Source organism: Segatella copri, assembly GCF_009494395.1.
Lineage (GTDB): Bacteria > Bacteroidota > Bacteroidia > Bacteroidales > Bacteroidaceae > Prevotella.
The window spans coordinates 46,066-72,424 of the sequence record NZ_VZCB01000084.1 but is presented as its reverse complement, the minus strand read 5'-3'; the positions used below and the strand labels follow the sequence as shown (position 1 = coordinate 72,424).

Here is a 26,359-nt window from a genome sequence, read left to right as displayed (position 1 = left end):
AAGTTTTTCTTATTCCTTATTAATATTTTTATAAATATCTACTCGTTTCGGGCTGCAAAAGTACTGCAAAAAATCGAAATAAGCTAATAAAATCGCATAAATATCTTGTTACAATCGAGAAAAACTGCCCGATTCTTGCACTTTACGAAAATAAATAGTACCTTTGCAATATCTTTTGTACAAAATAAGTCGACTCAATAATATTAACTAAACAATAAACGTTTTGTAACTATGGAACAAATTAAAAACGATCAGCTCACTGTTGAGATTTCTTCTCTCGGTGCAGAACTTCAGAGCATCAAGGATGCAAATGGTAACGAATATCTCTGGGATGGTGACCCAAAATACTGGGGACGCCACTCTCCTCTCCTCTTCCCTATCGTAGGTGGATTGTGGAAGGATACCTACCGCATCGACGACAAGGAGTATACACAGCCTCGCCACGGCTTCGGAAAGCTCGTTGACTTCAAGCTCGTTGGCAAGACCGGCGACCGCCTTACCTTCGCATTCATTGACAACGAGGAGACCTTCAAGAACTATCCTTTCCACTTCAATCTCGCTGTTTCATATCGCCTTGCCGGCAACGAACTCCACGTTATCTGGCATGTTGAGAACACCGACGACAAGGTAATCTACTTCCAGATTGGCGGTCACCCTGCATTCAAGGTGCCAGGATGCGAGAAGGGCGAAAAGCTGAAGGCTACCCTGAAGCTCGACAACGAGGCTCCTACCCGCCTCTTCGCTACCATCGGTGGATGCGTTGACCCTAACGCACGCGAGACCGTACAGACCGACAACGGTATCCTGGAGGTAACAGACGAGTCGTTCGCTGATGATGCCTACATCTTCGACAAGAGCCAGGTGAAGCAGATTTCCCTGCTCAACGAGAAAGGCGAACCACACGTAACCGTAGAGTTCAAGACCCCTGCCGTTGGTGTATGGAATCCGGGCAACCACGCTCCATTCGTCTGCATAGAACCTTGGTTCGGAACCTGCGACTGGGCTGAATATACCGGTGAATTCAAGGATAAGTACATGATGAACAGCCTGCAGCCAGGTGCCAGCTTCATGAGTGAATACATCATCAGAATCGAAAAATAATATAAACATTGAACTTTGAGCTTGGAACTTTGAACTTTATGATTAGTTTTCTGCTGAAATTTAGGGCTATTTTCTAAAAAAGTAGGGCATTTCATAAAGTTCAAAGCTCAATGTTCAAAGTTCAAAGTAAATAAACTATGGAAGAAAAAGAAAATTTGCAGCTCCCCGAGAACGCATTCCGCGAACTCAAGGACGGGGAGGAATATAAGCCGCTGATGTCGCCAAACAAGGTTTATCCGGAGGTGAACGGCTGGTCGGTAACATGGGGTATCGTGATGGCAATCATCTTCTCTGCTGCCGCAGCCTATCTGGGCTTGAAGGTAGGACAGGTGTTTGAAGCAGCCATCCCTATCGCCATCATCGCCGTAGGCGTAAGCACCGCCACCAAGCGAAGCAAGGCACTCGGCGAGAATGTCATCATCCAGAGCATCGGAGCCTGCTCGGGTGCAGTAGTGGCTGGAGCCATCTTTACCCTGCCAGCCATTTATATCCTGCAAGCGAAATATCCTGACATGACTACTTCATTTATGAAGATTTTCATGGCTTCAGCTTTGGGAGGTGTATTGGGAATTCTGTTCCTGATTCCTTTCAGAAAATACTTCGTCAGCGATATGCACGGCAAGTATCCGTTCCCGGAGGCTACTGCCACCACACAGGTATTGGTGAGCGGTGCCAAGGGTGGCGACCAGGCTAAGCCTTTGCTCATTGCGGGTCTGGTAGGTGGTCTATATGACTTCATCGTGGCTAGTCTTGGCTGGTGGAACGAAAACTTCACTTCCCGTGTGGTAAGCCTGGGATGCGATCTCGCAGACAAGGCTAAACTCGTATTCAAGGTGAATACAGGTGCTGCCGTATTGGGTCTGGGATACATCATCGGATTGAAATACGCCTTCTTCACCTGCCTGGGTTCGATCGTGGTATGGTGGTTGATCGTGCCAGGAATGAGTGTCATTTTTCATGACAGTGTACTCAGCGCATGGGACCCTAGCATCGTGAAGACCGTGGGTGCGATGAGTCCGGAGGAAATCTTCCGTGCCTATGCCCGCAGCATCGGTATCGGTGGTATCGCCATGGCTGGTATCATCGGCATCATCAAGAGCTGGGGCATCATCAAGAGCGCCGTAGGCCTGGCAGCCAAGGAACTGAAGGGCAAGAGCGAGGTAGATGAAAACGTGAAGCGCACCCAGCGCGATATCTCTTTCAAGATTATTGCCATCGGTTCGCTCGTAACCATCCTCGTCACCTTCCTCTTCTTCTGGTTTGGCGTGATGGAGGGCAATCTGCTCTTCGCCATTATCGCCATCCTGCTCGTGGCTGTCATCGCCTTCCTCTTTACTACAGTGGCTGCCAATGCCATCGCCATCGTGGGTTCCAACCCAGTTTCGGGTATGACTCTGATGACGCTCATCTTCGCTTCTGTTGTGATGGTAGCTGTAGGTTTGAAGGGCCCTGGCGGCATGCTGGCTGCATTGATTATGGGTGGTGTGGTTTGCACAGCCCTGTCTGTAGCAGGCTAATTCATTACCGACCTGAAGATAGGTTACTGGCTGGGTACTACGCCTAAGAAGCAGGAGGGATGGAAGTTCCTCGGCACCCTGGTGAGTGCTGCTACCGTGGGCGGTGTGATGATGCTTCTGAACGAGACCTACGGTTTCGCATCGGGCTCTCTTGCAGCTCCTCAGGCTAATGCGATGGCTGCTGTCATCGACCCATTGATGAACGGTGTGGGTGCACCATGGGTGCTCTACGCCATCGGAGCTGTGATTGCCATCGTGCTCACATACTTCAAGATTCCAGCATTGGCTTTTGCCCTGGGTATGTTTATTCCATTGGAATTGAACGTTCCGCTGCTGGTAGGTGGTGCCATCAACTGGTATGTCACATCCCGCAGCAAGGATGCCAAGGTGAATGCTGAGCGTGGCGAAAAGGGTACGCTCATCGCCAGCGGTTTCATTGCCGGTGGAGCCTTGATGGGTGTTGTAAGCGCCCTGTTGAAGTTTGGTGGCATTGAGGCTAGCATCGCTGACAGCTGGTGGGTTAACCCAATGTCAGAGGTTTGCTCGCTCATCGCGTACATCTGTCTGATTGGCTTCTTCATCAGAGCCACAAAGAAATAACCTTTTTACTGACACTGACACTGACAGTTTAAAATTCCGAAGGTAGAAAAGAGTAAGAAGATAAGTTATATTTATATATATAAATATAAAATATAATTTAACATCCTTTTACCTTTAAAGAGTTACTAGCGGAAAATCTAACTGTCAGTGTCAGTGTCAGTAAACCAACTATGTTTAGAATAGAACTCTATACTTTTCTAACGCTAACTCTATGCTCTCTTATCAACAAAACGATGAGTTAGTTTCGTAAACATTTGTTTTTTTTGGATTTTGCTAAAAACACCCCCAAAACGGCACACCAAATTTGGCGGTTTCAAAAAAAAGCCATATCTTTGCACCAGGTTTAGAAGAAGACGGCAGGACAAAGGAGAAGGCATAATACAAGAAGAAGACAGGGGCAAGAAAAGGGCATAAAAAGAGGGAACATTCGTGAAGAACATCCCCTTCTGATAGATATCTAAAAAGATTATTATCTGATTACCTTAACCTCTCCGTTCTTGCCTATCTTGACAATGCTGGATGGCTGATGAGGTTTGTGCTCCTGACGACGGGTCCAGCAGACATAATCTACAGCCTCGAGAATCTCAGGAGAGATATCGCGATAATTCTGGGCAGCAGGCTCACCACTCACATTGGCACTGGTGCTGACGATTGGCTTCTGGAAACGGTAACAGAGCTGCTTGCTGAATGCCTCATAGGTGACGCGCATAGCCAGCGAACCATCCTCTGCAACAAGATTACTGGCAACGCCAGTGGCATCATCCAGGATGATGGTAGTAGGCTTCACCGGCATGGCTGCATCGATGAAATCCCAAGCCACCTGAGGAACATTACGGAAATAACGCGCCATGCGGTCGGCTGAATCAATGAGACAAATCAGCGCCTTGGAATCATCACGCTTCTTGATCTCATACACTTTCTTTACTGCCTCTGGATTGGTAGCATCGCAACCAATGCCCCAGACGGTATCTGTAGGATAGAGTATCACGCCACCCTTGCGCATACACTCCACTGCATTCTTAATATCTTCTTCTTGTGTCATATTACTTTGAACTTTTAACTTTGAACTTGAAACTTTGAGCTTGGAACTTTATGATTACCCTGCGAAGGGTGTCAACTCTCTAGAGAGCTTTACCACTCCTCTTCTGTCTCCTGAGCCTTCAGGCACTCATAATAGGCGATATCCTTCATGCCATTGAGGAATGCAGCGGCATCCATACGCTTTTTGCCCGAAAGCTGGAGTTCCTCGATATTGAGCCAATGGTCGAGACATGCCACCTGCAACTTCTTCTCGAATACACGCAAGGAACCTACAGGGGCTACACCACGAGAAAACTCTGTGAGACTCGTCTTGAAAATCTTGAGCACCTGAATCTTGGCTGAACTCTTCTGCTGAGCAGGATGAGCGGTTGCCTTCGGCATTTCGCCATCAGCATCCTCAAAGATGACAACAGGCGCCTTCTTCTTAATTTCGGTCCAAGAACCTGGATAAGGCGAGAGACCACGGACAAAATCATATACCTGCTTGGCTGGCTTGTGGAAGTCGATACGGCAGGTCTCCTTGAAAATCTTTGGTGCAGACTTCAGTTCCACGCCCTCGCCTATCAGCTTCTCCTGAGGCATGGATTCGATATTGCCACCAGCTGCGATAAGCGCATCGATGGTTTCAAGCGCCAAATCGGCTCCCAAGTGCATCAGTCCGTCATAGACATATTCCACATCTGCACTCTCAGGAATAGGAAAACGCTTCTGCATGATGATGCGACCGGTATCGATATCATGGTCGAGGAAGAAAGTAGTAACTCCCGTCTCCTTCTCGCCATTGATGACTGCCCAGTTGATTGGGGCAGCTCCACGATACTGTGGCAGGAGTGCAGCATGAACATTGAAGGTGCCGAACTTAGGCATCGCCCAAACCACCTCAGGCAACATGCGGAAAGCCACTACCACCTGCAGGTCAGCCTGATAAGAGCGAAGCTGCTCTACAAACTCAGGGTCCTTCATCTTCACTGGCTGCAATACCGGCAAACCGTGCTCTACAGCATACTGCTTCACCTGCGAAGGCTGCAACGTATCCTGATGTCTGCCCACAGGCTTGTCTGGCTGAGTAACCACAGCCACTACATTATAACCGCCCTCTACCAGGCGCTTGAGGGATTCCACCGCAAACTCCGGGGTTCCCATGAAAACGATTCTTAAATCTTTCTTCTCCATAAAAACAATAATTGAAGTTTAAACCAGCAAAGCCGACGAACTAGCTTTTCCCCTCGTCCGCCGAACGTTGTTTCTTCACTCTTCGTTCTTCACTCTTCACTACTTACCCTATTCTGCCGACATATCCGCAACTATCTGGCGATATACCTCGTAAATCTTGGTTCTACTGATATATCCCTTCAGTATGCCGTTCACATCTACCACTGGCAGCTGGGCAGCATCGGTCTTGTCGAACTTGGCCATCACCTCGTCCATAGGCTCATTCTCGCTCAGGGTGGCAGAAGGCTGAATCATCAGCTGACTTACCTTGAAGTGATTATACAGTTCCGTGCGGAAGATGATATGACGGAGGCGGGTGATATCAATTACACCTTCCAATAACCCCGCATCGTTCAATACAGGCAGGAAGTTGTTGTTGCTTCTCGAAATCTCGCTCACCAGCTTGCTCATCGGCAGATCTGGACTGATGGCGTGGTAATCCTTCTCTACCATGCTCTGCATGCTCATCAGCGTAAGCGCAGAACGGTCTACGTGGTGAGTGAGCAGCTTGCCCTCCCTAGCCAGTCGCAGGGCGTAGATGCTATGGCTCTCGAAGATGCTGATGGTGAGCAAGGAAGAGATGCACACGATCATCAGCGGCATGAAGAGCTGATAGCCGCCCGTAAGTTCGGCGATGAGGAAGATGCCCGTCAACGGAGCATGCATCACGCCCGTAATCAGACCAGCCATACCCATCAGCGCAAAGTTCTGCTCAGGCACATGAACGCCTACCTGATAGACATTCCACAAGCGGGCAAAGAGGAAGCCCGCAAATCCGCCGATAAAGAGCGAAGGGGCAAAGGTTCCACCGCAACCGCCACTACCATTGGTTGCCGAAGTGGCAAATACCTTGGTAAAGGTGACCAGCGCTATATAGAAGATGAGCAGATTGTCCTGACCAGAGAACAGCGAACGGTTCATCACCTGCCCCCACTCTGCCTCGTTGCTGCCCTTGAGCAGGATATTCACTGCCGAATAGCCCTCGCCATAGAGCGACGGGAAGAAGAAGATGAGCGTACTGAGGATGAGTCCACCAAACAGCAGTTTGGCGTATGGATACTGGCTCAGCTTGCCGAAGAATCCCTCGCAGATTGACATGGTGCGCATGAAATAGAGACTCACCAGTCCGCAGAATACACCCAGCAGAATACATGCCGGAGTGCGGTCGAGCTCCCAGGGGTTAGTCAGCGTAAAGTCGAACAGCGAGCTGTCACCACTGAAGATATAGGTGAAACAGGTAGCCGTAACGCACGAAATCAGGATTGGCAGGAGCGATGCCATGCTCAAATCAACCATCAGCACCTCAAGCGTGAACACCAGTCCGGCTATCGGCGCCTTAAACACGCCGGCAATGGCAGCGCTGGCTCCACATCCCACCAGAAGCATCATCGTCTTCTTGTCCATCCGGAATATCTGGCCCAGGTTGGAACCGATGGCAGAACCGGTGAGCACAATAGGTGCCTCGGCTCCCACGGAACCACCGAAACCGATGGTGATACCGGATGCCACCACTGACGACCAGCAATTATGTCCCTTGAGTCGGGAATTCTTGGTAGAGATGGCATAAAGCACTCTTGTAATACCATGCGAAATATTATCGCGCACCACATATTTGATAAATAGCGATGTGAGATAGATACCCACGATAGGGAACAGCAGGAAGAGCAGATTGTAAGTGCCCTGCTCGAACCCGGAAGTGAGCAAAAACTGTATCTCATGCACGATGGCATGCAAGAAGAAGCCTGCCACCGAAGCGAGCAGACCAATGAGGAAGGCGAGAATCAAGGTCATCTGCTTGTCGGAGATATGCTCCTTCTGCCAGGCAACCAGCTTCGCCATCCAGCCCTGTTTGTATCCTGTTAACTCTTCATCCATTTAACTTTTAACTTTAATCTTTGAACTTTGAACTTTGAACTTTATGATTACCAAGACTGCATATCAGAAAGTTCAATGTTTCAAGTTCAATGTTCAATGTACTAAAATTCCGATGTAAAGTGGAACTTGATATGTTCAAAGTCCTGCTGAGCCATACTCAATACGTAGCCTGAATCAGCGAGGAACACATCGCGGCCCTCGATATCCTTTGCCATATACTGATACTTACGCTTCTTGAAGCTCTCCAGCTCCTTCTCGTCGTCTGCCTCAATCCAGCATGCCTTATGCAGGTGAACAGGCTCCCAGCGGCACTTGGCATTGTACTCGTTCTCCAAGCGATACTGGATAACCTCAAACTGAAGCTGACCCACGGTACCCACGATGCGGCGACCGTTGAACTGGTTGACGAACAACTGAGCCACACCCTCGTTCATGAGCTGCTCCAAACCCTTCTGGAACTGCTTGCTCTTCATTGGATCATCATTCTCGATATACTTGAAGAGAAGTGGTGAGAACGATGGCAATCCACGGAAGTGAATCTTCTCGCCCTCGGTAAGGGTATCGCCAATCTTGAAGATGCCGTTGTCCGGCAAACCTACGATGTCGCCAGGATATGCCTCGTCGATGGTACTCTTGCGCTGCGCCATGAACTGGGTTGGCGAAGAGAAGCGCACGGTCTTGTCGAGACGCACGTGGTAATAAGGCTGATTGCGCACGAACTTACCTGAGCATATCTTGCAGAAGGCGATGCAGGAACGGTGGTTAGGGTCGATATTGGCGGTAATCTTGAAGATGAAACCGGTGAACTTAGGCTCCTCAGGATCTACCAGGCGCTCCTCTGCCTGGGTTGGTTTTGGAGATGGGGCAATCTGCACGAAGCAGTCCAGAAGTTCCTGCACACCGAAGTTATTCAACGCTGAACCGAAGAATACCGGAGCAACCTCGGCAGAGCGATAGGTTTCCACATCAAACTCAGGGTAAACGCCATCTACCAGTTCCAGCTCCTCGCGCAACTGGCTAGCCTCGCGCTCGCCTACTCGCTCATCGAGTTCCTGAGACTGAATATCCACCTCAACCTTTTCTGTAACACGCTGCTTATTAGGTGTAAAAAGGTTGAGCTGATGCTCATAGATATTGTAAACACCCTTGAAGCGGGCGCCCTGACCGATAGGCCAAGACAATGGGCGTACATGAATCTTCAATTCCTCCTCCAGCTCATCGAGCACATCGAATGGGTCGCGACCTTCACGGTCCATCTTGTTGATGAAGATGATAACAGGAGTATTGCGCATACGGCACACTTCCATCAGCTTGCGGGTCTGAGCCTCCACACCCTTGGCAGAGTCTACCACGATGATGGCTGAATCTACTGCAGTAAGCGTGCGGTAAGTATCCTCACAGAAGTCCTGGTGACCCGGAGTATCGAGGATATTCACCTTGTAAGGATCACCGGTCTGTCCATCAGGAAGATAATCAAACTCCATAACGGAAGTAGAAACAGAGATACCGCGCTGTTTCTCGATATCCATCCAGTCGGAAGTAGCTGTCTTACGAATCTTATTATTTTTAACGGCACCAGCCACCTGAATCTGTCCACCGAAGAGCAGGAACTTCTCGGTCAAAGTTGTCTTACCTGCATCAGGGTGCGAAATGATGGCAAATGTTCTTCTTCTTTCAATCTCTTTCATCTGTTATATATATATATTATAAAATATGTATATCCTAAAAAGTAATCACTAAAAAATAATCACTAATCACTAAAAAATAATCACTACATGTCGTCGTCTTCGAACTTCAAGCCTTCAGTGCGGTCCTTGATGTAGTAATCGCTCAAAAGACCGACAAAGACGGTGATTTCCTTGATGGCACGCTCGGTTTCGGGCGTAATCGGCTTCTTCTGCAAGCGCAGCATCATCACACCATAGAGGGCATCGAGGCAGGTTTCTATCTCGTTGAGTTCCTTATCGCCACGGTTTCGAAGTTCTACGATGAACGGCAGAACCTTGTAGTATTCAGCATTGTAGATAGGGAACTTGCTGCTCTGGAGCAAACGGGCATGAAGGTCGATGACATCCTGCAGGAGCACTCGGTTGATATCGAGATGACCATACTCACGCTTGCCCTCTTCGTTCATCATGCGGATGAGGTTGCCAAACCAGTCTATCTCCTCGTCCTTCTGTTCAGGAGTGAAATCGAAACGCTCGATATAATTCTTCTTGATAACAGGCAGCGAGCAGCCGTAAGCACGGATGATATCCTCAATCTGCCACATATATAAGAGGTATTCAGCGATACTCTTCTTTCTTAATTCTTTTGCTACAAACATATACTTTGAACTCTTTACTTTGAACTTTGAACTTTATGATTTGCCTTCTTCTGTTTAAAGGTCTGTCTAAATTCTCCTAGAATTCAGGAAGATGGTAGAGATTGAACACCGTTCCCACCAATGCGATGAGCGAGAAGATGATAACCACGCTACCTATCACCTTATTAATAATAAGGATGCCATTGGTATCAAACTTGCCCCTGATCTTATCGATGAGCCAGGTGAGTCCGAACCACCACAGCAAAGCTCCGAAAACGATGCTCAGATAGCCCACACTCATCTCTATCGGCATATCGGGCACCACAAAGGCAAACTGTGCAAACGTAGCCATAAAGAGGAATACGATGAGCGGATTGCTGAGCGTAACCAGAAACGCAGTAATGCCGTTATGCAGAAGCGTGCCCTGCTTATTGCTCGACTTGTGCATATTCTTCATCGGATTGCTCTTGAAGCAATAAACACCGAATACCAGCAACAAGATACCTCCAAAAATCTGAAGATAGAACTTGTTCTGGGCGTTATTCACAAAGTCCATCACAAAACTCATACCGAGACCCGTAAAGAGCGCATAGACAATATCGCTCAAAGCGGCACCGATACCCGTAACGAAACCATACCAACGCCCCTTGTTCAAAGTGCGCTGGATACATAAGATGCCAACGGGTCCCATTGGAGCCGAGGCAATCACGCCTATGATAATTCCCTTGAATATGAAATCAAGAATATTTATCTCTATTGGAAATGCTAAACTCATAACAGCTGGCAAAGATACAAAATTTCGAGCATATTCGACTATATTTCTAATAAAATATTCGCTTTTCACATTTTTTTATCGTATAAATCTTGTTTTTTTGACTACTTTTATATATCTTTGCGTCAAAATTAATAACATTCTAACTAATTTTAAAGAATAACATGACTGAAAATGCAATGAAACCGTATGTTATCGGATTAGACCTCGGTGGTACTAACTCTGTTTTCGGCATCGTAGATGCACGTGGAGAAATCAAAGCTACAACAGCTATTAAAACTGGGGGCTATGATAATGTAGACGACTATGTAAAGGCTGCAACTGAGGCGCTCATACCTGTAATCGATACCGTTGGTGGTCTCGATAAGATTAAGGCTATGGGTATCGGTGCACCTAATGGCAATTATTATAATGGAACTATCGAATTTGCTCCAAACCTGCCTTGGGCTCATGATGGCGTTGTGCCATTGGCTGATCTCTTCAGCAAGGCTCTCGGTGGCATTCCTGTTGCTTTGACCAATGATGCCAACGCTGCTGCTCTCGGCGAGATGACTTATGGCGTGGCTCGCGGTATGAAGAACTTCATCGATATCACGCTCGGTACTGGTGTGGGTTCTGGTATCGTCATCAACGGTCAGATGGTTTACGGAAGCGATGGTTTCGCTGGCGAGTTGGGTCACGTAATCATGGTTCCTGGTGAGGAAGGTCGTCCATGTGGCTGCGGCCGCAAGGGTTGCCTGGAGGCATACTGCTCTGCTACCGGTGTAGCTCGCACTGCCCGTGAATTCCTTCAGAAGACAGATGAGCCTTCATTGCTCCGCGATATGAAGCCAGAAGATATTACTTCATACGACGTAAGTGTGGCTGCAGGCAAGGGTGATGCTTTGGCTAAGAGCATCTACGACTTCACCGGCAAGATGCTGGGTGAGGCTTGTGCTAACTTCGCAGCATTCTCTGCTCCTGAGGCATTCGTATTCTTCGGTGGTCTGACCAAGGCTGGCGATCTCCTGATGAAGCCTTTGAAGGAAGCTTACGACAAGAACGTATTGAAGATTTACAAGGGCAAGGCTAAATTCCTTGTTTCTACCCTCGATGGTAGCTCAGCTGCTGTACTTGGTGCAAGCGCTGTGGGTTGGGAATTGTAGAATTTTATAATATAACACTTAGGTCATCATCTATTTTTAAGATGGAAAAAGCTTGGCACTCGTGAGAGCGTCAAGCTTTTTACTTTTTTATATATCCTACTAGTCAAACAACCAGTTCTTGACAATGGTCTTTCCTTCTGGTGTCAACACGCTCTCGGGATGGAACTGGATGCCGTGAATATCATAATTCTTATGCTTCAATCCCATGATGCAACCATCATCGCTCACGGCGGTTACATCCAGACACTCAGGAAATCCGGTACGGTCTACCACCCAAGAATGGTATCTGCCAATCTCTATACGCTTATCCATACCGCGGAAAATCGGGTCGTTGCCGAACTGTGTACAGGGTGTTGCCACTCCATGATAAACCTCAGAGAGATTGGTCAACTTGGCACCAAACGCCTCGCCGATAGCCTGATGACCCAGACAGACGCCCAGCATCGGCTTGATGCCCGCATACTTCTTGATGACATCCATTAGCAAACCCGCCTCGGATGGGATTCCCGGACCCGGACTCAATATAATCTTATCGAATGGCTCCAGCTCGCGCAACTGGAACTGGTCATTGCGATAAACCGTAACTTCTGCTCCCAACTCCTTCACCAGATGTGCCAGATTATAGGTGAAGGAATCGTAATTATCTATGATTACTACTTTCATCTTCATTATTTATTATTGATTATTTATTAGTGATTATTCCTCACTAATCATTAATCACTACTCACTAATCACTACCTAAAGCTTCTCTGCAATATGTATCGCCTTGGTCAATGCGCCCAACTTGTTATTACACTCTTCCAGCTCATACTGGTCGTTGCTTTTCGCCACTACTCCACTTCCTGCCTGGAACCAGAGTTCGCCATTTCGGCTGATGAAGGTTCGGATAACGATAGCCTGATTCAAATCACCATTCAAGCCGATGAAACCGATACAGCCACCGTAGGCTCCACGGTTATGAGGCTCCAGTTCGGAGATAATCTGCATCGCCCTTACCTTTGGAGCACCGCTCAGGGTACCGGCAGGGAAGGTATCTATAAACTCCTTGATATGGTCGGCATCCTGATCCAGGGTTCCGCTCACACGGCTCACCAGGTGGATGACGTGGCTATAGAACTGCATATCTTTATAGAAATCTACCTTCACGCCATGGCAGTTGCGGCTCAGGTCATTGCGCGCCAAATCTACCAGCATCACGTGCTCAGCATTCTCCTTCGGGTCGTTGCGGAGGAATTCGGCAGCCTTTCTATCCTGCTCCATATCGCCCGTACGCTTGGTGGTTCCGGCAATAGGGTCGATAAACGCCTTGTCGCCCACGATGCGGTTGTGGGTTTCCGGTGAAGAACCGAAGATACGGAATCCTCCGAAATCGAAATAAAAGAGATATGGCGATGGGTTGATGCTGCGCAGGGCACGATAGAGCTTGAAGTCATCGCCCTCGTATTTCTGGATGAAGCGACGGCTGACAACAATCTGGAAGACATCACCACGCAGACAGTGCTGGATGCACTTGCGGATGTTCTCCTTATGCTCCTCATCGGTAAGGGTAGAAAATGTTTCGCCCACTGGATGGAAATCATAAGGCTTCACGTTCGCCTTGTTCACGGCCTTGAGCAGGGCATCGAGCTCAGGAAGTGAAGAGTAAGATTCTTCACTCTTCACTCTTCGTTCTTGACTCTCTTGAAGCGCAATCAACTCCATCGTATTGTTGAAGTGGTCGAAAACGATGATATCCTTATACATTATATAATAGATATCCGGAGCATCGTTCTTCTCCATCGTAGTATCCTTTACCGGGATATTCTCGAAATATCTCACAGCATTGAAGGTGGTGAAACCATACAAGCCGCAGAAGTCCTTGCTCTCACCTTCTACATGAAAACTCTTGATGAAATCATTGATTGACTTGGAGATGGCGAGCTTGCACTGCTCGCCCTTTCCTTCGCCGAAAGCAGGGAGCGTTTCCTTTTCTACGCTGCCGTCAGGATAGATCTTGATCACCTCGCCATGGCTCACGGCGATACTTGCCAACGGATGAACACCGATGAAGGATCTGGAGTTCTCGGAACCATGATAGTCGGAACTCTCCATCAGAGCCGACTGGGGATAAATATCTCTCAATCGCATATAGACTCCCACCGGCGTATAGAGGTCAGCAAGAATCTTGCGGGTTACTGTCTTATAATTAAACTTTGCCATTTTTCTCTTATTGATTGAAATCATGCTTTAGAAATTGCCATATTCTCCTGCCATTTCCTTATGGCTCAAATACGTCTCCACATCCTTGTCGCCACGGCCTGAAACGGTCAGGACAACGACATCGTCCTTCTTGAACTTCATCTTCTTCAAGGCTGCCACTGCATGTGCGCTCTCAATGGCTGGGATGATACCCTCCATGCGGGTCAACTCATAACCGGCATAGATAGCCTCATCGTCCTTGATGGCAAGCACATGACTTCTTCCACGGGTAGCAAGGTCGGCGTGCATAGGTCCGATGCCTGGGTAATCCAAACCGGCACTGATGGTGAAGGCTTCCTCAATCTGACCATCCTCTGTCTGCATCACCAGGGTGCGGGCACCGTGGATGATTCCCTCTGTTCCGCAATGCATGGTGGCAGCGGTATAGTTGGTATCGATGCCATGACCGGCAGCCTCAGCCAGATAAATCTGAACACGCTCATCATCGATGTAATGATAGATGGTACCTGCAGCATTGCTTCCGCCACCCACGCAGGCGATGAGGTAATCAGGATAATCGCGACCAACCTTCTCCTCCAACTGCCATTTCAGTTCCTCAGAGATGACGCTCTGCATCTTTGCCACAATATCTGGGTAAGGATGCGGACCCATGGTGGAACCTACGATGTAGAAGGTATCCTGTGGGTGACAGCACCAGTCGCGGATGGCCTCAGAGCAGGCATCGCTCAGGGTCATATTACCTGTGCGAACAGGGTTTACCTTGGCACCCAGCATCTTCATACGTTCCACGTTGGTATGCTGGCGCTCTACATCGGTGGCACCCATGAAGATTTCGCACTTCATATCCATCAGGGCGCAGACGGTGGCAGTAGCAACGCCATGCTGGCCGGCACCCGTTTCGGCGATGATACGGGTCTTGCCCATCTTCTTTGCCATCAGAATCTGACCAATGGTGTTATTGATTTTGTGTGCACCGGTATGGTTCAGATCCTCACGCTTCAGATAGAGCTGGCAGCCATACTTCTCGCTCATGCGCTTGGCATAATAAAGAGGTGAAGGACGGCCCACGTAATCTTTCAACAGGGCATGATATTCTTTCTTGAACTCCTCGCTCTCGATGATAGGCTTGTAAGCCTGCTGGAGTTCTGTTACACACTTATATAATATTTCAGGAACGTAAGCTCCTCCGAATTTTCCAAAAAATCCTTTATCGTCAACTTGATACATATTACTTTGAACTTTGAATTTTGAACTTTATGATTACTCTCTTACTTTGAACTTGGAACCTTGGATTTTGAACTTTATGATTACCAAGACAGCATATCATAAAGTTCAAAGTTCCAAGTTCAATGTTCAATGTTAATGTTTGAGTGCCTCGAAGAGTTCATCCAGTGCCTTGTCTGGATCCAGGGTCTCATTGAGCAATGTCACGAACTTGCTGCCGATGATGGCACCGGCGGCATTATCCTGCGCACTGGTAAGCGTCTGCTTGTTGCTGATGCCGAAACCAATCATGCGAGGGTTGCGGAGGTTCATGCTGTTGATATGATTGAAGTAAGCGAGCTTGGCATCACCGAAGTTGCTCTGGGCACCCGTGATACTGGCAGAGCTGACCATATAGATGAAGCCATCGGTATGCTCATCGATAAAGCGGATGCGCTCCTCGCTGGTTTCCGGAGTAATCATCATGATGACACGGATATCGTACTTGTCAGCAATCGGCTTCACCACCTTCAGATAATCATCAAAAGGAAGATCAGGAATGATGGTTCCACTGACTCCACTCTCTACGCAACTCTTGAAGAACTCCTCGATGCCATAGTGCATGATAGGGTTGAGATAACCCATCAGTACCAATGGAAGCTGGACTTCATCCTTGATAGCCTTCAACTGGCCGAAGAGCTTCTTCACGGTCATTCCGTTCTTCAAGGCCTTGGTACCTGCGCTCTGAATAACAGGTCCATCAGCCAATGGATCGCTGAAAGGGATTCCTACCTCAATCATGTCGATGCCCTTACGTTCCATCGCCTTAATCACATCGCCGGTACCTTCCAAGGTTGGGCAGCCAGCACAGAAATACAAGCTCAAAAGCTTGCGGTCTTTATTGTTAGCAAACAATGCATTTATCTTGTTCATTTTTTGTTTTTTTACTTTTTTACCTTTTTACTTTTTTACCTTTTAAAAGGAATTTCCTGAGTTTCTCCACATCCTTCACCCCTGGTTCTATCTCAAACCTGGAGTTGAGGTCGATACCGATGCATTCGGGATGATGGAAAGAACGAACGCGGGAAACATCCTCCGGACCAATGCCACCACTCAACAGGAATGGAACATCGCCATCATATTCATCGAGAACTTGCCAATCAAACTGCTGACCACTTCCACCCACCGTCTTACATTTGGTGTCGAAAAGAAAGTAGTCAACAGCGCCTACATACTCCTTATATTTCTGAATATCCCCAGCATCGGAAACACTGATGGCTTTGATTATCTTAATCTCCCCGTTGGCTTCACGCAGCTGTTCGCAAACTTCTCTGCTCTCGCCGCCATGCAGTTGCACCGCATTCAGGGAGAAGGAATGAATCCTATCCACCATATCCGGAATGGAATCATTCACGAAGACTCCCACTCTGCAAACCTTCCGGTCAGCATCCGAGCGAGACACCGCCTGGCTAACATATCGTGGAGACTTAGGATAGAAAATGAATCCAATCATGTCTACGCCGAGTTGCGCAACCTGCTCTATATTCTCAGGTTCACGCATTCCACAAACCTTTACTAACATTATATTATTATTTATGATTCTAAAGCTTTTGCCCTTACAGGGCGCATTGCTGACGGCTATCTATACCCAGGGCGTTGCCCTGGGCTAGGAGCTTCTGCCCTTTAGGGCGTAAGGAGAAAAACTTGCGAAAGTCCTATAATTTAGAGATAAACTCTTGAAGCGCAATTCCCGGGTCAGCCTGCTTCATGAACTGTTCACCCATCAGGAAACCACGGAAACCGCCCTCTTCTCTTAATCGGCGAACGGTCAGCGGATTGGAGATTCCACTCTCACTCACCCTGCATACATTCTTCGGAAGTTTCTCTGCCAAGCGGAAGCTATTCTCAACATCCGTAACGAAGGTACCCAGGTTGCGGTTGTTGATTCCATACATATCCGGCTCCAGCTCCGCATACTCGAAGTCTCGCTCGTTATGCATCTCCAGCAGCACCTCCATCCCCAGCTGGTGAGCCATGTTCATCAGCCGCTTACATTCTTCCTTACTGAGGCAAGCCGCAATGAGTAATACAGCAGAAGCACCGCAATATCTAGCCTGCAAGAGCTGATATTCCTCGATGACGAAGTTCTTATATAATATAGGTATAGAAACACCCACATGGCGCGCCTCCTGGATATACTCATCATAACCACCGAAGTAATCGATATCGGTAAGGATACTCAGGGCAGAAGCTCCATTCTTCTGGTAGCTCAAAGGAATGATGCTAGGCTTGCCTTCCTCCTTGATCCACCCCTTACTTGGCGATTTGCGCTTGAACTCGGCGATGATTCCTGTCTCAGAATTCACCAGCGCCTCCTTCATACTTCCTCCCATCACCTTTCCCCCATTCTCCTGCATCTTCTGCTCGGTGAGGGTTATCATCTGGCGAGGCTGGATAAAGCGCTTGCGCTGCTCTATCTCAATCCTCTTATGTGCCACTATCTCTTCTAATATATCAGCCATTTTTTCAACTTTGAACTTTTAACCTTGAACTTTGAACTTTATGATTACCTATCCTCCCTGAAAAACAGAAACAGGAATCAAGTCCCCCCTCTGGACCACCGTTGAATCCGATTCCATAGGATTTCCCCCCAGTCCATCGGATTCCCCCAGTTTTTAGTCTCTATTCAGCTCCACGAACTTCTTGAATGTAGCTAGCGCCTTACCGGAGTCGATGCTTTCTCTAGCTATCTCCACGCATTCCTCGATGCTCTTCAGTCCCTTCTCCATCACCTGAATTCCAAAGGCAGCATTAGCCAGAACGATGTTCTTCTGAGCAGGAAGCGCACGGTTTTCCAGTACTGCATCGAAGATATCCTTAGCCTCTTCCTCTGTAGCTCCACCTCTTACCTCTTCCGGTTTAGCCAAATCAAAACCGAGATCCTGTGGCTTGAAAATCTTTTCATAGTTATTGGTGGTTACCTTGAAATCGCTGGTCAATGAAATCTCATCATAACCGTCAATGCTGTTCACGATTCCGTAATCAATACCTATCTTCTGATAAACCTGATTGTAAAGGCGCATCTGATCCAGATTGGCAACACCCAAGAGCTGACATTTAGGCTGACTAGGATTAACCAAAGGACCCAGGAGATTGAACACCGTAGGGAACTGCAAAGCCTTGCGGATAGGACCCACAAACTTCATTGCCTTGGCAAAAAGCTGAGCATGGAGATAAACAATACCCGCCTCATTGATGCTGCGGTTCAACTTGTCCATATCGTCAGTAAACTGCACACCGTGATTCTTGATCACGTTAGAAGCTCCACTTACGGAAGTTGCTGCATAGTTGCCATGCTTAGCCACCTTATAACCGGCACCGGCAATCACAAAGCAGGAAGTGGTTGAGATATTGAAAGTATTCTTGCGGTCGCCACCTGTACCTACAACATCAATATAGCGGTCGCAATCCAGGACGGCAGGTACACCAGTAGCCAAAATACCATCACGGAAGCCGAGCAACTCATCCACCGTAACGCCACGCATCTGCAAACCAGTAAGCAAAGCGGTAATCTGTTCCTCAGGAAACTCGCTCTTTGTAATACCGATGATAATATCCTTGGTTTCCTCACGAGTCAACTCTTCATGATTCAACATTCTGTTCAAGATATTCTTCATTTCCATAATCATTATCTCCTATCTGTTTATCTATTTTATATTAATACTCACTATCTGAAAAATACGATACAGTACTTTAGAATATAGAAAAAGGACCTGTCGTAAGTTACGGCAGGCCCTTAGTATCTTAGGATTCATATCCATACACGGGTTCGCGACTCACGACTTTTTAAATCTTGAGTTACGCCACCACCATGCTGTAGATACGAATGAATTCATCATAATTGTATTGTATTTTATTTTTTTTACTTTATTATCATAGTCACTATAACTATTCGTTTGCAAAAGTACACTTTTTCTGTTAAATAACAAATTTTTTATCAGAAAATTTAGGTATTTAACAGAAAAAAGTTAGTTTTCATACACTTTTCAACATAAAAAGTTTCCATATACCTTATTATATATAGAAGAAAATGCACCGAATAGGCAGGCAAAAGAAAAAAATAGAGAAAAAAATGCATGGAAATATAATAAAGCCAAACGCACATCGTTATTAATATAGTAAGAATAGAATAATCATTTAATAATACGCCTATGAAGCATTTATTTACTTCGGAAAAAAAGAGACCGTCTGCCAAGACTATCTATTTCATCAAGAAGCTGGCATACACCTATCGGGCATTCGATAAAGAAGAATCCCAGCAGGCGTATTATGTCAACTAGAATTCAAACGACCCAAGGGTCTTAAAACATCAATCTCAATAAAGATGAAAACAATAATATCACCTTCACTCCTCTCTGCCAATTTCATTGACTTAAAGAGCGATGTAGAAATGATCAACAAGAGTGAAGCAGACTGGCTCCATATGGACATTATGGACGGTGTCTTCGTACCAAATATTTCCTTCGGATTCCCAGTCCTTGAAGCTGTAGCCAAAGTCTGCACCAAACCACTGGATGTTCACTTCATGATTGTTCACCCGGAACAGTACATCGAACAGACTGCCAAGACAGGCGCAATGATGATGAACGTTCACTATGAGGCTTGCACCCACCTGCACCGTACCATCCAGCAGATTCATGCTGCAGGAATGAAAGCGGGTGTTACACTGAATCCTTCCACACCCGTAAGCGTATTGGAAGATATCATCTGTGATGTAGACATGGTACTTCTGATGAGTGTGAACCCGGGCTTCGGAGGACAGAAGTTTATCGAAAACACCATCAAGAAGGTTCTGCGCCTCCGCAAGCTGATCAAGGAAAGCGGAAGCCATGCCCTCATAGAGGTAGACGGTGGCGTACAAGCAGAAACGGCTCCACGACTCGTAAAAGCCGGAGTCAACGTTCTGGTGAGCGGAAGTTATGTATTCAAGAGTACAGACCCATGCTCCGTCATCCATGCAATGAAAGAACTGAAACAGCTGGACGACTAATCCAGCTGCAAGCAGATATGGTGCTCCTTAGCCATACGACGCAGGTTAAGGAGCGCATAGCGCATTCTGCCCAGACTGGTATTGATACTGACATTGGTTGTTTCGGCAATTTCCTTGAAAGACATTTGCTGATAATATCGCATATAGACCACTTCACGCTGATTGGCAGGCAGATACATCATGAGTTTCTGAACATCATCCAACACCTGGTTTCTAATCATTTCGCGCTCAGCAAAACTATCAAGGATAGAATCACCGCGAAGGCAGGACAAGTCGTTGTTCTCACCCTGATCTATCATACGGAAATGGCCCTGTTCACGATAGCCGTCAATGATTACATTATGAGCGATACGCATGAGCCAAGAGCTGAACTTACCGCTTGTGGAATACAAACGGTTCTGCAACTTGACGATGGCCTTGACAAATGTTTCCTGAAAGATATCGTTTGCCAATTGCTCATCATGTACCACAAACATAATATATGAGAAAAGCTTCACCTCATTGCGTGAAAGCAAAAGGTCAAAAGCCTTGTTGTTGCCTTCGACATAAGCCAAAGCCAACTCCTCATCTGTCATTTCTTCGAGTATTCTCATTTTCTTAATTATTTTGTATTAAGTAAATGTCCAATCTATAGGCTATCTCCTTGTTTATTGTATTATAAATGTTAATTATCGCTACAAAGGTAGCAATTAATTTTTATTTAACAAAGAAAAACCGGTTATTTTTCATAAAAAACACTTTTTTAACATACAGAAAACTCGTTTATATAAATAAATTATGTATCTTTGCAAGGTGATATAAACTACTTTACACAGTATTAATTTAATCTAAAAGCAAACAATGATCAAATTACTGAAATCTTTGTTGGTGGCTTTACTCCTTCCTGTCTGTTCGTATGCAGCTGGATGGGATGATACAGAATACAAACGTATTGAGCAGAGCATCCAACAGCCAAAATTGAGTGAAAAAGTTTACGCCATTACATCGTATGGCGCTAAGACAACGGCTTCTGCTGCACAGAACCAGAAGGCAATCAACCGTACCATCTCACTTGCATCCAAGAAAGGTGGCAAGGTGGTGATTCCTGCTGGAACATGGAACACTGGAGCCATCGAATTGAAATCGGGAGTCAATCTCGTTATCGAAGAGGGTGCTACACTCCGCTTTGCCTTCGAGCCAAAGCTCTATCCATTGGTTCGCACTTCTTGGGAAGGCTTGGCTTGCTGGAACTACTCTCCATGCATCTATGCTTACCAGGCTAAAGACATCGCCATTACAGGTAAAGGTACCATCGATGGTGGCGGCAACAACGACACCTGGTGGCAGTGGAACGGAAATCCACGCTTCGGATTCAAGGCTGGAGTAACCACCGAAAGCCAGAAGTTGGGTTCACGCTCCAAACTGCTGAAGCAGGCAGAAGACGGCGTGGCCTTTGATGAAAGAAAGTTCGGTATGGGTCAGGGGCTCCGTCCTCAGCTCATCAACTTCGTTCGCAGCGAACGCATCCTCATCAAGGATGTCAAGATGATCAACTCTCCTTTCTGGGTTATCCACCCTCTCCTCTGCAAGAACATTACCGTAGATGGGGTTTACATCTGGAACGAAGGTCCTAACGGTGACGGCTGCGACCCTGAGGCATGCGAGAATGTTCTCATCCAGAACTGTATCTTCCATACTGGCGATGACTGCATCGCCATCAAGAGCGGTCGCAACAATGACGGTCGTCTCTGGAACCAGCCTTCCAAGAACATCATCATCCGCAACTGCAAGATGGAAGATGGTCACGGAGGTGTGGTTATCGGCTCTGAGATTTCCGGCGGATGCGAGAATGTCTACGCTGAAGACTGCGAGATGGACTCTCCGCATCTGGACCGTATCCTCCGCATCAAGACCAATAATTGCCGTGGCGGACTGATTCAGAACATCAACATGCGCCGTATCAAGGTAGGTCAGTGTGGCGAAGCTGTAGTAAAAATCAACCTCGATTACGAGTCTAAGGAAGTTTGCTACCGTGGTTTCGAACCAACCGTTCGCAATGTGAATGTCGAAGACGTTACCTGCCAGAAGAGCAACTATGGTGTTCTCATCATTGGCCGTGACGCTGTAGAGAATGTTTACGACATCAACATCAAGAACTGTAAGTTCGACGGTGTGCAGAAGCAGCCAGTCAAGATTACAGGCAAGACCCGCAACGTGAAGTTCGACAACCTCTACATCAACGGTTCTCTTGTTCTCAACGCAGGCGAGCAGCCATACAAGAACTATTCCGAGTGGCTTACCCACAGCGAGATGAAGCGTGTTCCTCATTCTTATCTCCTTGATTTCAGTAAGAAGCCAAAGTGGAGTTACGTAATGGGCATCGAGATGGAAGGTATGCTCGATACTTACGAAGCATACAAGGAAGGCAACGAGGCTATCCTCGAATATCTGAAGGAATATCCTCAGACCATGATTGACGAGAAGGGTAACATCACCGGCTACAAATATGAGGATTTCAACCTCGACAATGTTCGAACAGCCAAGTTTATCCTCCGCATGCATAACATCGCTCCAACCAAGGGCACTGAGAAAGCTTTGAAGACTCTCTTCAAGCAGCTTGTCAACCAGCCTCGCACCAAGGAAGGCGTTTACTGGCACAAGGCTATCTACGCCAACCAGGTTTGGCTCGACGGTATCTTCATGGGCTTACCTTTCTACTGCAACTATGCCGTACAGACCATGAAGCCAAAGAAGGCAGAGAAGTATCTGAACGATGCGGTAGACCAGATGATCAAGACCGACCTCCGCACCTACGACGAGAAGACCCAGCTCTGGAAGCATGCCTGGGATGAGACTCACGAGCAGTTCTGGGCAGACAAGGAGAACGGTAAGAGCCAGCATACCTGGGCTAGAGCCTTGGGATGGTATGTAATGGCAATGACTGAATGTCTCGATGCAATGCCAGAGAATTACGCTCGCCGCGGTGAGGTCATCAAGCTCTTGAACAAGGCGATGGCTAGCGTAGTGAAATACCAGGATAAGGCTACAGGCGTATGGTATGACGTAATGGACGTCAAGGACCCTCGCAACTATCTGGAGAGTACAGCTTCAAGCATGTTTGCTTATGTATTGCTCAAGGGTTACCGAAAGGGATACCTCTCAGAGAAATACCGTGATGCTGGCGTAAAGGCTTATAACGGGATTCTGAACCAGTTCATCAAGGTGAACCCAGACAAGACCATCAGTCTTACCAAGTGCTGCTCTGTAAGTGGTCTCGGTCCTGGCCCTGGTCCATACGTCAAGAAGCCAAACTACAAGCGGGATGGCAGCTTCAACTACTACATGAGCGAGCCTATCCGCGACAACGATGCCAAGGGCGTTGGTCCTTTCATCTGGGCTAGCCTTGAAATGGAACAGCAGGGATTGAACAAATAATTCATTTTTCAAGATAATAATGCAAAAGATAATATTCTCAACCATGGCAGCAGCACTGGTAAGTGCTGCTGCTTTAGCACAAGCCCCAGCCTTTCCGGGCGCAGAAGGTCACGGAAGATACGTAACGGGCGGAAGAGGCGGAAAAGTAGTACATGTAACCAACCTCAACGACAGCGGAACCGGTTCTTTCAGAGAGGCTGTCAAGTCTGGTAAAAGAATCATCGTCTTCGATGTGGCTGGCGTCATTGCTTTGAAATCTGATCTCAAGATAGCAGATAACATCACCATCCTCGGACAGACTGCTCCTTCGCCGGGCATCACCCTGCGCTATTTTACAGTGCAACCGGGAAACAACAATATCATCCGTTTCCTTCGCATACGACGCGGAGAGGAGAAGAACATCAATGACGGAGCAGATGCTACATGGCAGCGCAACAAGACAGGCATCATCTTCGACCACTGTTCCTTCAGCTGGAGCATCGATGAGGTGGCTTCCTTCTACGACAACAACAATTTCACCATGCAGTGGTGTACCATTGCTGAGAGTCTTACCAATCCGGGGCATTCCAAGGGTGCCCATGGCTACGGTGGTATCTGGGGCGGAAAGCTAGCCAGCTTCCACCACAACTTCCTGGGCCATCTGATGAACCGTGGTCCCCGCTTCAACGGTGCCCGTTACGGATGGACCGGTTACAATAGCAATCAGGACTACGCCACCTACAAATGGAAGAACACCGTCCAGGCAGAGAATGTAGATTTCCGCAACAGCGTCATCTATAATGCACAAGGAACCTGCTATGGTGGTCCTGGAGGTGGACAGATCAATATCGTCAACAATTACTATAAGGCAGGTCCTAGCCAGAGTTTGAAAGGTACAACCCAGAACGGCATCAAGGTAGATGTAAGCACAGGCAAGGAAAGAGGAAACCAAGAGCGAATTACCCTGGTAACCGTATCAACCAGCAGTAATTCTGCCAAGAACCATCCTGAGTTCTACGAAATGACCAGCAGATACTTTATCAATGGCAACACCACAGAAACCACCAAAGGATCTGTTACAAAGAACAAAGACTGGAAGGGCGTAAGCTATGACAAGGGTACTTATACTTACAATAATGAGATTTATTCAGCCGACAAGAAGAATCTTTATGGTGATGCGGTAGAACATAAGACCATCAACGGAGTTTCCTGCGTCAAGATTAAGATGGACGAACCGGCTCCTACAGGCATGATTACTACTCATACAGCCGATGAAGCTTTCAGCAAAGTATTGGCTAACGCCGGAGCTTCACTCTTCCGCGATGAGATTGATGCCCGCTACATGGAAGAGGCCAAGACGGGAACGGCACAGTATAAGGGAAGCATCACTCAGTCGCCTGGCATTATAGATAAGGTATCGGACGTAAACGGTTATACAGAGAAGACCTTCGCAACCGGTAGTCGTCCTAAGGGATTTGACACTGACAATGACGGAATCCCTGACGATTGGGAGACAGCAAACGGCTTGAATCCGAACGATGCGAGCGATGCTCTCACCTACTCTCTTGATGAGAAAGGTTACTATACCAATCTGGAAGTCTATGCCAATTCGCTGGTCGAAGACATCATGAAGACTAGTAATGCAGACGCAACTAACGCTGTGGATGAATATTATCCTGCCTGGAAGAATCCAACAGGCATCAGCGATTATCCGGTTATCAATCCTGGCGAATTGGTCAAAGTGACTTACTACAGTCTCGACGGAACACTCCTTTCTGCTCCACAAACTGGAATCAACATCCGCAAGATGGTTTTCAGAAATGGCAAGGTATTAACAGATAAGGTTATCAAATAAAATAACAAAAAATAACGCCCGTGTTACAGTAAACGAATACTGGACACGGGCGATTTTTATTAAATCAATGAAAAAAATTGATTAACGATATTTCGTCAATTAAAATCTTATATTCTTTTGATTACTTTACGTACTTCTTGCCGTTCTTGATTACCAAGCCCTTGTAAGAGTCAGAAACCTGCTGACCAGCGAGATTGTATGTCTTACCATTCTGAGCAGAAGTAGCCTCGATAGAAGAGATGCCTGTTGATGTGCCAACCTCGTACTTGAAGCCATAAAAGCCCAACTTTGTACCAGCAGCGAGAATATAGTATGTACCACCCTCAGCAACATTGATTTTTACAACGCCATTAGACTTTGCAGAAACAATGTTCTCGCCCTTTTCGTTCTGTGCGAAAGTCTGAGAATCACCGTCCTTAGCACTTGGCAAATTATAAGAAACAGGAGTAACCTCAGCAAAAGCTGCATCCAGGATATGGAAACCCTTATTAGCATTCAACTGAACACCTACTGTTAGAGAACCAGCCTTTGCGGTCTCGAACTTGTAAACACAACCTGTTGGCTCAGCATCAGATACCAACTTACCATTGTTCTTACCAGATACATAAGCCACGAAGTCTGCGTCACCCCAGTTACTAGTAGCCTTAGCTGTAGCGTAAGCTGTACCAGCATTTTCCATATAAGTCAAAGTGATGTTTTCTACTGATGTAATCTTATCACCAGCCTTCACATTGTCACCCACCTGCACTGCATAAGTGCCCTGAGCGTTCATACTTGCAGCCATAGCGACAGCTGCGATAAGAGTAAAAAATTTCTTCATAATCTATCTGTTTTTAAGTTTAAAAAATAGTCGTGAATAACTTATTTAAGTTTAATTCATTTTTTGCTTATTCCGATGGCAAAATTAACAAATCATTTTGAGAACACAAGAAAAACGTGAACCAAAATTAACAAAAACAACGAAAACGATTACGTAGCTTTTACAAGAAATTAAGAAGAAAAAGAACTGAAAATAAAAATAATAAGTGTATTTTTGCATCTATAAACTTAAAAAACGAAAGTATAAATATTATATAATTACCTAAAGGCAA

At 46.8% G+C, this 26,359-nt stretch carries 21 protein-coding genes and 1 pseudogene; 7 read left to right on the top strand and 15 right to left on the bottom strand.

The annotated features are described in order from the left end of the window. Nucleotides 1-231 precede the first annotated feature (231 nt). Together F7D73_RS12135 and F7D73_RS12130 are read left to right on the top strand one after the other, a co-directional pair. On the top strand, nt 232-1,101 hold the full coding sequence (locus F7D73_RS12135; RefSeq protein WP_153125060.1) for an aldose 1-epimerase family protein: 870 nt from the start codon (nt 232-234) through the stop codon (nt 1,099-1,101). Nucleotides 1,102-1,238: 137 nt separating this feature from the next. After that, nucleotides 1,239-3,218, top strand: a pseudogene (locus F7D73_RS12130) (OPT family oligopeptide transporter). Nucleotides 3,219-3,687: 469 nt separating this feature from the next. On the opposite strand, the gene F7D73_RS12125 reads toward F7D73_RS12130, so the two are convergent. The 6 genes from F7D73_RS12125 to F7D73_RS12100 form a co-directional block, all read right to left on the bottom strand. Continuing rightward, nucleotides 3,688-4,260 carry an L-threonylcarbamoyladenylate synthase gene (locus F7D73_RS12125; RefSeq protein WP_153125058.1) on the bottom strand — a complete coding sequence of 191 codons (573 nt, stop codon included), beginning with the start codon at nt 4,258-4,260 and terminating at the stop codon, nt 3,688-3,690. An 89-nt stretch (nt 4,261-4,349) separates the two neighbouring features. Further along, complete coding sequence (fmt, locus tag F7D73_RS12120; RefSeq protein ID WP_153125056.1) at nt 4,350-5,432, bottom strand: methionyl-tRNA formyltransferase; 1,083 nt, start codon at nt 5,430-5,432, stop codon at nt 4,350-4,352. A gap of 108 nt (nt 5,433-5,540) precedes the next feature. Further along, complete coding sequence (locus F7D73_RS12115) at nt 5,541-7,346, bottom strand: chloride channel protein (RefSeq protein WP_153125054.1); 1,806 nt, start codon at nt 7,344-7,346, stop codon at nt 5,541-5,543. 101 nt (nt 7,347-7,447) lie between these two features. Further along, nucleotides 7,448-9,034, bottom strand: a complete 1,587-nt coding sequence (locus tag F7D73_RS12110; protein ID WP_153125052.1) for a peptide chain release factor 3 — start codon at nt 9,032-9,034, stop codon at nt 7,448-7,450. 83 nt (nt 9,035-9,117) lie between these two features. Beyond that, the gene (locus F7D73_RS12105) at nt 9,118-9,672 is read right to left on the bottom strand and encodes a DUF4924 family protein (RefSeq protein WP_153125051.1); all 555 of its coding nucleotides are present in this window, start codon (nt 9,670-9,672) and stop codon (nt 9,118-9,120) included. Nucleotides 9,673-9,748: 76 nt separating this feature from the next. Continuing rightward, entirely contained in the window at nt 9,749-10,426 is a 678-nt protein-coding gene (locus F7D73_RS12100; protein ID WP_153125049.1) for a LysE family translocator, read from the bottom strand. Between the two features lie 161 nt (nt 10,427-10,587). Here F7D73_RS12100 and F7D73_RS12095 point away from each other — a divergent pair, with 161 nt between their 5' ends. Further along, nucleotides 10,588-11,568 carry an ROK family protein gene (locus F7D73_RS12095; protein WP_153125047.1) on the top strand — a complete coding sequence of 327 codons (981 nt, stop codon included), beginning with the start codon at nt 10,588-10,590 and terminating at the stop codon, nt 11,566-11,568. A 99-nt stretch (nt 11,569-11,667) separates the two neighbouring features. Here F7D73_RS12095 and F7D73_RS12090 read toward each other — a convergent pair whose 3' ends face one another. The 7 genes from F7D73_RS12090 to trpD all read right to left on the bottom strand — a co-directional run bounded on the left by F7D73_RS12090 (nt 11,668) and on the right by trpD (nt 18,653). Continuing rightward, nucleotides 11,668-12,231 (bottom strand): anthranilate synthase component II, encoded by a 564-nt coding sequence (locus F7D73_RS12090; RefSeq protein ID WP_153125076.1) that lies wholly within the window; start codon nt 12,229-12,231, stop codon nt 11,668-11,670. Nucleotides 12,232-12,306: 75 nt separating this feature from the next. Beyond that, nucleotides 12,307-13,767 carry an anthranilate synthase component I family protein gene (locus tag F7D73_RS12085; RefSeq protein WP_153125046.1) on the bottom strand — a complete coding sequence of 487 codons (1,461 nt, stop codon included), beginning with the start codon at nt 13,765-13,767 and terminating at the stop codon, nt 12,307-12,309. Nucleotides 13,768-13,794: 27 nt separating this feature from the next. Next, nucleotides 13,795-14,994, bottom strand: a complete 1,200-nt coding sequence (trpB, locus tag F7D73_RS12080; protein ID WP_153125044.1) for a tryptophan synthase subunit beta — start codon at nt 14,992-14,994, stop codon at nt 13,795-13,797. A gap of 132 nt (nt 14,995-15,126) precedes the next feature. Then, nucleotides 15,127-15,903, bottom strand: coding sequence for a tryptophan synthase subunit alpha (trpA, locus tag F7D73_RS12075; RefSeq protein ID WP_153125043.1), 777 nt, complete (start codon nt 15,901-15,903; stop codon nt 15,127-15,129). A gap of 19 nt (nt 15,904-15,922) precedes the next feature. Next, nucleotides 15,923-16,552, bottom strand: coding sequence for a phosphoribosylanthranilate isomerase (locus F7D73_RS12070; protein ID WP_153125041.1), 630 nt, complete (start codon nt 16,550-16,552; stop codon nt 15,923-15,925). 133 nt (nt 16,553-16,685) lie between these two features. Beyond that, nucleotides 16,686-17,492 (bottom strand): indole-3-glycerol phosphate synthase TrpC, encoded by an 807-nt coding sequence (gene trpC / locus F7D73_RS12065; protein ID WP_153125039.1) that lies wholly within the window; start codon nt 17,490-17,492, stop codon nt 16,686-16,688. A 153-nt stretch (nt 17,493-17,645) separates the two neighbouring features. Next, nucleotides 17,646-18,653: an anthranilate phosphoribosyltransferase gene (gene trpD, locus F7D73_RS12060; RefSeq protein WP_194256912.1), complete on the bottom strand. Its 1,008-nt coding sequence runs from the start codon at nt 18,651-18,653 to the stop codon at nt 17,646-17,648. 528 nt (nt 18,654-19,181) lie between these two features. On the opposite strand from trpD, the gene F7D73_RS16355 reads away from it, so the two are divergent. Further along, the gene (locus F7D73_RS16355; RefSeq protein WP_262884889.1) at nt 19,182-19,310 is read left to right on the top strand and encodes a hypothetical protein; all 129 of its coding nucleotides are present in this window, start codon (nt 19,182-19,184) and stop codon (nt 19,308-19,310) included. A 44-nt stretch (nt 19,311-19,354) separates the two neighbouring features. Beyond that, a complete protein-coding gene (gene rpe, locus F7D73_RS12055) occupies nt 19,355-20,020 on the top strand; it encodes a ribulose-phosphate 3-epimerase (protein ID WP_153125038.1) in 666 nt (221 codons plus the stop codon). Here the strand turns inward: rpe and F7D73_RS12050 are convergent. Further along, the gene (locus tag F7D73_RS12050; RefSeq protein ID WP_153125036.1) at nt 20,017-20,613 is read right to left on the bottom strand and encodes a sigma-70 family RNA polymerase sigma factor; all 597 of its coding nucleotides are present in this window, start codon (nt 20,611-20,613) and stop codon (nt 20,017-20,019) included. The genes rpe and F7D73_RS12050 overlap by 4 nt on opposite strands. 247 nt (nt 20,614-20,860) lie before the next feature. Here F7D73_RS12050 and F7D73_RS12045 point away from each other — a divergent pair, with 247 nt between their 5' ends. Together F7D73_RS12045 and F7D73_RS12040 are read left to right on the top strand one after the other, a co-directional pair. Next, nucleotides 20,861-23,434, top strand: coding sequence for a glycoside hydrolase family 88 protein (locus F7D73_RS12045; protein WP_153125034.1), 2,574 nt, complete (start codon nt 20,861-20,863; stop codon nt 23,432-23,434). Nucleotides 23,435-23,453: 19 nt separating this feature from the next. Then, a complete protein-coding gene (locus F7D73_RS12040) occupies nt 23,454-25,268 on the top strand; it encodes a pectate lyase (protein ID WP_153125032.1) in 1,815 nt (604 codons plus the stop codon). 121 nt (nt 25,269-25,389) lie between these two features. Here the strand turns inward: F7D73_RS12040 and F7D73_RS12035 are convergent, their stop codons facing one another. Then, the gene (locus F7D73_RS12035; protein WP_153125030.1) at nt 25,390-26,088 is read right to left on the bottom strand and encodes a hypothetical protein; all 699 of its coding nucleotides are present in this window, start codon (nt 26,086-26,088) and stop codon (nt 25,390-25,392) included. Nucleotides 26,089-26,359 lie beyond the last annotated feature (271 nt).